Raw genomic sequence first — 7,612 nt, forward strand, 5'->3', positions numbered from 1 at the left:
TACCAATATAAAGAACGTGCTGTTCAATTAAATACAGGATTATCACCTACTTTCTCCTCTTAGTTAACAGATACCTAATTTGGCCAAGCCAAAACCAAACAGGATGCTTTCAAGGAATTTAATGTGTTTCCGTTTTGGCTTGTCCAAATTAGCAACCTGTTACAATTCTGCTACTGATCCCGTTCACGTGTTTCCACATCAAAAACGTCCCTGGAAATTGCCTGGCCGTTTCTGAAGTAATAACTAGCTCCCCATAAATGCTTAACCTCCCGGTAATCGGTTGCTATACCATCATAATTGACAATAACCCGTGTAATTTCACGTCTGTCTAAACTATAATGCTCCACTGTAATACCTTCCGGATACTTTTCCGCCAAATGCTCAAAATAGGAAGTTTTTGCATCATCATCTGTAAAATTCATTTCCGGGAGTGTCTGCTCTGCTTCTTTTTCTTTACTTTCTTTTACTTCTTTTGTTTTTTGTTCACTCATTTTATCCGATTTTCCGGATTCATCAGATTTCACCAGTAACTCCCTTATTTCTCCCAGTCGTTTTTCCGGATAGTTTTCGCCGGGATTAAGATCCTTTGCCTTTTGATAATTGCTTTTCGCTTCTTCATATTCCCCGGACCGGAAAAGCTGATCAGCCATTTCTATAATTTTTTTGTACCGGTTATCAGGCTTTTGCTTTTTCTGCTTCTCAGCCCTCAACCCTGCCAGTTTATCATTAATTCTGTTAATTCTGTTTTGGGCATAATCAGAGCTTGGTTTAATATCAAGAGCTTCCTCATACTTTTTGAGTGAGGCCTGGTAACTCTGCTGATCATAAAGTTGATCAGCCTTTGCGATGGTGTATCGATATCTCTCCTGACGGTGCTTTGATTGTAAGATACCATTGGTCATACCAATCCGCCGGCGGGGATAATCTTTCTCCGGTTTGATTTTCATCGCATGCTTATAAGCATTTCTTGCCAGCCAGTACATACCGGAATAAAAATATTCATCGGCCTTGTCAATAAAAGATTTGTATTTTCTGTCAACCGCTCTGTTTCTTTCCAGCACATCTTTTATATATGAAATCTGATTGCGCGGATATGCCCTATTCGGCATAATATCCAAAGCCATGTTATATAATTTTTTAGCCTGATTGTATTGATTTTCCGAAAACCTTTCGTCGGCCCGATCAATCAAATTCTGATATTTATTGTTTTTCGCCTTGCTTTGAGCCTTTTTGGCCAATATTTGATTAATTGTGTCTATCCGTTTTTTTGGATAGCGTTTATCTGGATAAACTCCCAATGCATTCCGATAACATATTCTTGCCGGGGCAAAATTATCTTCTCTAAATTTTTTATCAGCCAACTCAATGTATTGATGATATCTTTCCTTTATCTTGTCAGTAGATATTCCTTCAGATCGTTTTTTCAGGATGTTGTCGATCTTACCAATCTGTTCAACCGGATATTCCCTTGAATGATCATATCTCACCGCTTCAAAATAAGTTGAACGGGCTTTTTCATAACTTTTTTGCTTAAACAAAGAATCGGCTTTTGCTATAGCCTTTCTGTAGAGTTTTTGATACTTTAAATTGTTTTTTAGTAGCTCCTGAGCCTTTTTAATCTTCTCCCGGGGATATTCTTCATCCGGTTTCTGACTGAGCGCCCTACGGTAAAATTCAAGAGATAGTAGATATTTCTTCTGATTAAAATGTTTATCCCCTTTTTGGATAAGGTCTCTGTAAGCTTTCTCGCGAAGCCTTTTGAGTTGGGCGAGAATCTTATCCACCTTCTCCATCATCATGGCAGTGTAACGTTCATCATAGCCAAAATCTTCTCTTTCCTCCTTATACCTGATCTTTGTTACGGGACCTTCCAGGGCTGAAACATCCAGACCGGGATACATTTTGAACAAACCTACAGAAAAACCAAGCTGCCATGTATTTCTTTTATTTCCCGGCACATTAGTATTAACCTTAATTTTCTTGGTAACATAATCCGGTTTTGAAAATGCCAGAGTATATATTTTATTCAAATCCAATTCCAAAGTAAAGATACCTTTTTTATTCGTCCTTACGATTCTTTCTTTACGGAAATCTTTATAAACAATTATTTGAGCATTAGGCAACGATTCCGAACCTTTATCGACCCTAACCTGTATTATCAACTTCCCATCCGCCTGATTTGAATAAGCCTTCTGATGGACAAAACCGATTAGAATGATGCATATTGTCAAAAGCCAGCTCTTATAAGTCATTGTTAAGGGACATTTTTGTTTGTTATTTAATACGTATGATTCTGACAAAAGTTACTAGCAATCAAATCAATGTCTTTTTATTGCTTTCGGATGAAACGATGCGTATTCACTTATAAGAGGAAGCCATCCATGAAAAGTATAATCAGATTACTGATCCTTTTCTCTTGTTTCCACATCAAACACGTCCCCGGAAATTGCCTGTCCGTTTCTGAAGTAATAAGTAGCTCCCCATGAATGCTTAACCTTCCGGTAATCGGTTGCTATACCATCATAATTGACAATAACCCGTTTAATTTTCCGCTTTTCCAGATCATAATGTTCCACCGTAATGCCTTCGGGGTATTTTTTTGCCAGATCATTCTGAAACTTCTTTCTCTCATTGCTATTATCAAAATCCATTGAGGGAGGCCCATTTTCCACTTTCTTTTCCTCGTTATCGCTGTTTTCACTATTATTTTCAGTTTCTCTTGCGTTCTGGCTGTCCGCTGAAGCCTGCATATCCTGCCATATTTCCTCTATCCTTTGTATACGCTTTTTTGGATAAACCTCTTCCGGTTTAATTTGAAGCGCTTTTTTGTAATGGGTTTTGGCATCCGCATAAGTTTTATCATTGAATAGTGCATCAGCCTTTTCTATCTCTTGTGCATACCGGCGATCGAGCTTTTTCTGCTTTTCTTTTTCCTTCCGGGCCTGAAGAATACTGTCGATCTCATTGATCTTAACGGCCGGATAAGCTTCATCGGATTTGATTTTCAATGCCTGATTGAATGCAATTCTGGCATCCTCATACTCCTCCATCCGAAAGAGCTGATCTGCGGTATTGATCGCTTCACGGTACCGTTCGTTTTGCTGTTCCCTTTTTTCTTTTTCAGCCTTCAGCCTGGCAAGTTGATCATTGATCAGCTCTATCCGCTGCTTCGGATATTCTTCCTCAGGCCTGATATCAAGCGCTGCCTGGTAATTGTTTTTGGATGTCTTATATCGCTCCTCGTCAAATTGGCTATCGGCTTCGGCAATCAGGCTTTCATACTTTCCCTGTTTCTCCTGTTCAGCACGTTTTTCAGCTTTTCTTTTCTCTAAAATTCTTTCAATTTCATCAATCTGTTCACTGGGATAAGATTTGGTACGGTCGTAGCTAAGCGCCTCTTGATAAATTGTCCGTGCATCTTCATATTTTTCATCTTCAAATAAAGCATCGGCTTTTGCCACGGCATTTTTATATTTAACCTGCCTTTCCTTGCGCTCTTCCAGAAGTTCCTTCGCCCGTTCTATCTGCCTTTCGGGATAGCGCTCATCGGGCCGCCTTTCAAGGGCGCTTTCGTAAGCCTGAATCGATTCCTTGTATTCTTTATTATCAAAATGTTGATCTCCCTTTCTTATAAGCTTCTTGTAAGCTTCCTCCTTGAGTTTCCTAAGCTGGGCAAGGATTTTATCCACCTTGTTCTTCATCCGGGCAGTATATTCCCGGTCGTACCCAAAACTTCTTTCCCGCTCCATATATCTTATCTTTGTAATGGGGGCTTCAAGAGCAGAAACATCGAGTCCGGGATACATCTCAAACAACCCTATTGAAAATTCCACTTCCCATTGATCCCCATCATCCTCCGGCAATGAAGTGTTGACAAAAATTCTCTTGGTTACATATCCTTCCTTTGAAAATGCTATGGTATATTCCTTGTTCAAATCCATTTCCAGTTGAAACAAGCCTTCCTGGCCTGTTGTAAGCGTCTTTTCTTTTTGGGAGTTTTGATATACATCAATATTGGCTCCGGGGAGGGGCTCATAGTCTTCTTCAACCATTTTTTCCAGCACCCCTTTAAGCAATAAAACTCCATCGTTTTGTTGGGAATAGGCCACACGGAAGAAAGCCCAAAACAAGATAATACAGAGGGTAAGGAAGATACGCTTCTTGCTCATAAAACATAATTTTCAAAAACCAATCATACGATACAGGAAACAAAATGTTCCTCGCAAAACCCAGTTATTTTTCCCAATAAAAATTATATTTGTCCTCATTATTTACTATTTATGATATACCAACAACAATTAGCATGAAAAGAATACTTGTAACCGGCGGCTCGGGATTCATAGGCTCTCACCTCTGTGAACGCCTGCTCAATGAAGGCAACGAAGTGCTGTGCCTGGACAACTTTTTCACCGGTTCAAAACAAAACATCGTTCATTTAATGAATAACCCCTACTTTGAAATAATCAGGCACGACATTACCCAGGCATACTATGCAGAAGTAGAGGAAATCTATAACCTGGCCTGTCCTGCTTCACCGGTTCACTACCAGTACAATCCGATAAAAACCATTAAAACCTCGGTAATGGGAGCCATCAATATGCTGGGTCTGGCCAAACGAATTAAAGCCAAAATCCTGCAGGCTTCAACCAGTGAAGTTTATGGAGATCCTACCATCCATCCGCAAACCGAAGATTATTGGGGTAATGTAAATCCAATTGGTAAAAGATCCTGTTACGATGAAGGAAAAAGGTGTGCCGAATCCCTGTTCGTCAATTACAATCTGCAGAATAACGTAAACATCAGGATAGCCCGGATATTTAATACTTATGGCCCAAGAATGAGCCTCAACGACGGACGGGTCATTTCAAACTTCGTCATTCAGGCACTGAAGAACGAACCCATTACAATATTCGGAGAAGGCAAACAAACACGAAGTTTTCAATATATCGACGATCTGGTGGAAGCTTTGATTCGTCTGATGAACAGTGGCGATAACAACATTGATCCCGTTAATATTGGCAATCCTGGTGAATTTACCATGATAGAACTTGCGAATAAAATTATTGAACTTACCAATTCAAAATCGGAGTTGAGCTTTCACCCTTTGCCTGAAAATGATCCGGTTCAAAGGCAGCCCGATATCACAAAAGCTTATGATATATTGGGATGGGAACCCCACATTGACCTGGAATCCGGATTGAAAAAAACCATTGAATATTTTAAAAAAGAACTGGAAAAATGAAAGGCATTATTCTGGCCGGCGGAGCCGGCACACGTCTTTATCCGCTGACGAAAAGCATTTCGAAACAGATCATACCGGTCTATGACAAACCCATGATCTATTATCCCCTCTCGGTGCTTATGCTTGCCGGGATCAGGGAAATTCTTGTTATATCCAGTCCGAAAGATATTAATCTCTATAAGGACTTGCTGGGTGATGGGAGTCAGATAGGCCTGGAACTCTCCTACGAGGTTCAGCCTTCTCCCGAAGGTTTGGCACAGGCTTTTATCATTGGGGAAAGGTTCATAGGAGATGATTCGGTTTGTATGATACTGGGCGATAATATCTTCTATGGATATAACTTAAGTCAGTTGTTGCAGGAATCCGCCAAACTGGAGGACGGAGCCATAATCTTCGGATATTTCGTAAACGATCCCGAAAGGTACGGGGTAGTCGATTTCAACGAAAAAGGTGATGTACTGAGCATCGAAGAGAAACCGGAGAAGCCTAAATCCAATTATGCAGTAACGGGTTTGTATTTTTACAGCAATGATGTGGTACAGAAAGCCAAATCCCTCAAGCCTTCCGCCAGAGGCGAACTGGAAATTACAGACCTAAACAGACTGTATCTGGAAGAAAACAGACTGAAGGTCAAACTGCTGGGGCGGGGCATGGCCTGGCTGGATACCGGCACCCACGACAGCCTGCTTCAGGCCGCCAACTTCATATCCACCATAGAAAAACGACAGGGACTAAAAATAGCCTGTCTTGAAGAAATTGCCTTTTATAAAGGATATATAGACAGGCAGCAATTGCAACATCTGGGTGAACAACTCAAAAAAAACCAATATGGCCAGTATTTGCTTAAACTGGCCCGGCAGGAATTTCAACCCCCAAAAAAATAAATCATGCAAATTGAAAAAACCAACATACCCCATCTGCTTGTAATAAACCCCAGGGTATTTGAAGACAATCGGGGGTACTTTTTCGAAAGTTACAATGAGAGGAAGTTCCTTGAACACGACCTGAAATATCCATTCGTTCAGGACAATGAATCGCTCTCCACCTATGGTACCATCAGAGGTTTGCACTACCAGCTTGCACCCCACGCCCAGGCCAAGCTCGTAAGGGTAATTACAGGAAAAATATTTGACGTAGCGGTGGACATAAGGGAAGGCTCCCCTACCTTTGGTCAATGGCACGGGATTGAGCTTTCAGAGGAGAACAAAAAACAAATGCTCATCCCAAAAGGATTTGCCCATGGTTTCTCAGTTCTAAGTGATTCGGCCATTGTGTTTTATAAATGCGACGATTTCTACCATCCCGAATCCGAAAGGGGGATTTTTTACCATGATGAGTCACTGAAGATTGACTGGAGGATAGATCCCGAAAAGACTGTCGTTTCAGAAAAAGACCAAAATTTGCCGGAGCTGAAACACGCAGACATGAACTTTTCATTCTGATACCCATAAGGAATTATAAACCTATAATTCATTTTTATTCTTGTAAAACGTACATGATAAGTTTGATCGGACCAATAAATCAATTAAAAATATACAGATGAACATTCTTGTTACCGGGGCCAACGGACAACTGGGCAGCGAATTAAAAGACCTTCAGAAGACAGGGGTGTATGCTGATTTCCGTTTTCGCTTCACCGATGTGGAGGATCTGGACATTACCAATAAAAAGGCGTTGGAAGACTTCATCCGGAAGCATCGTTTTGATGCGGTCATCAATTGTGCAGCTTTTACAGATGTCGACGGTGCCGAAGAAAACCGGGAAGCAGCTTTCCTGATTAACGACAAAGCAGTGAATTACCTGGCAGAAACAGCCTCAGAAAACCATATCCAACTGATTCACATTTCTACCGATTATGTATTTGACGGCCGGCATTACCTGCCTTATAAAGAAACCGACGATCCATCGCCTCAAAGCATTTACGGTAAAAGCAAACAAGCCGGCGAAAAAGCGATATTGGAGCGTGATGCCGGCATCATCATCCGAACGGCCTGGCTATATTCTCCGTACGGCAAAAATTTTGTCAAAACCATCTCCCGCTTATCAAAAGAAAGAGATGAGCTGAAGGTCATTTACGATCAGGTGGGGAATCCTACTTATGCAGGGGATCTGGCCGAAAGCATATTAAAAATACTGGAAAAACAAAAAAATTCATTCAAAAGCGGTATCTATCATTTCGCCAATGAAGGCGTATGCAGTTGGTATGACCTGGCCATGGAGATCATTGAGCAGGAAAAAACTTCCTGCACCATCCATCCCATCGAAAGCAAGGATTGGCCTACCATCGCCCAACGCCCCCATTACAGCGTATTCAACAAAGCAAAGATCAAAAATGACTTCGGCATCACCATTCCATACTGGAAGGAGAGT

General features: G+C 41.0%; 6 protein-coding genes. 4 read left to right on the forward strand and 2 right to left on the reverse strand.

Translation table 11 applies throughout. The features are described from left to right. Positions 1-170 precede the first annotated feature (170 nt). Entirely contained in the window at positions 171-2,252 is a 2,082-nt protein-coding gene (locus tag KGY70_03095; GenBank protein MBS3774152.1) for a hypothetical protein, read from the reverse strand. Between the two features lie 147 nt (positions 2,253-2,399). Further along, positions 2,400-4,169, reverse strand: coding sequence for a hypothetical protein (locus KGY70_03100; GenBank protein ID MBS3774153.1), 1,770 nt, complete (start codon positions 4,167-4,169; stop codon positions 2,400-2,402). A 134-nt stretch (positions 4,170-4,303) separates the two neighbouring features. Here KGY70_03100 and KGY70_03105 point away from each other — a divergent pair, with 134 nt between their 5' ends. The 4 genes from KGY70_03105 to rfbD form a co-directional block, all read left to right on the forward strand. After that, positions 4,304-5,242, forward strand: a complete 939-nt coding sequence (locus KGY70_03105; GenBank protein ID MBS3774154.1) for an SDR family oxidoreductase — start codon at positions 4,304-4,306, stop codon at positions 5,240-5,242. Continuing rightward, positions 5,239-6,126, forward strand: coding sequence for a glucose-1-phosphate thymidylyltransferase RfbA (rfbA, locus tag KGY70_03110; protein MBS3774155.1), 888 nt, complete (start codon positions 5,239-5,241; stop codon positions 6,124-6,126). Before KGY70_03105 ends, rfbA begins: the two co-directional genes overlap by 4 nt. A 3-nt stretch (positions 6,127-6,129) precedes the next feature. Further along, the gene (rfbC, locus tag KGY70_03115) at positions 6,130-6,684 is read left to right on the forward strand and encodes a dTDP-4-dehydrorhamnose 3,5-epimerase (protein ID MBS3774156.1); all 555 of its coding nucleotides are present in this window, start codon (positions 6,130-6,132) and stop codon (positions 6,682-6,684) included. Positions 6,685-6,781: 97 nt separating this feature from the next. Further along, a partial coding sequence (rfbD, locus tag KGY70_03120; GenBank protein ID MBS3774157.1) for a dTDP-4-dehydrorhamnose reductase occupies positions 6,782-7,612 on the forward strand: 831 nt, incomplete at its 3' end.

The sequence above is a fragment of the Bacteroidales bacterium genome (assembly GCA_018334875.1).
Taxonomy (GTDB): Bacteria; Bacteroidota; Bacteroidia; order Bacteroidales; family UBA12077; genus JAGXLC01.

What these genes read in the sequence shown, in the direction of transcription:
- KGY70_03095 (MBS3774152.1), bottom strand. Translation starts at nt 2,252, where the DNA reads ATGACTTATAAGAGCTGGCTTTTGACAATATGCATCATTCTAATCGGT.
- KGY70_03100 (MBS3774153.1), bottom strand. Translation starts at nt 4,169, where the DNA reads ATGAGCAAGAAGCGTATCTTCCTTACCCTCTGTATTATCTTGTTTTGG.
- KGY70_03105 (MBS3774154.1), top strand. Translation starts at nt 4,304, where the DNA reads ATGAAAAGAATACTTGTAACCGGCGGCTCGGGATTCATAGGCTCTCAC.
- rfbA (MBS3774155.1), top strand. Translation starts at nt 5,239, where the DNA reads ATGAAAGGCATTATTCTGGCCGGCGGAGCCGGCACACGTCTTTATCCG.
- rfbC (MBS3774156.1), top strand. Translation starts at nt 6,130, where the DNA reads ATGCAAATTGAAAAAACCAACATACCCCATCTGCTTGTAATAAACCCC.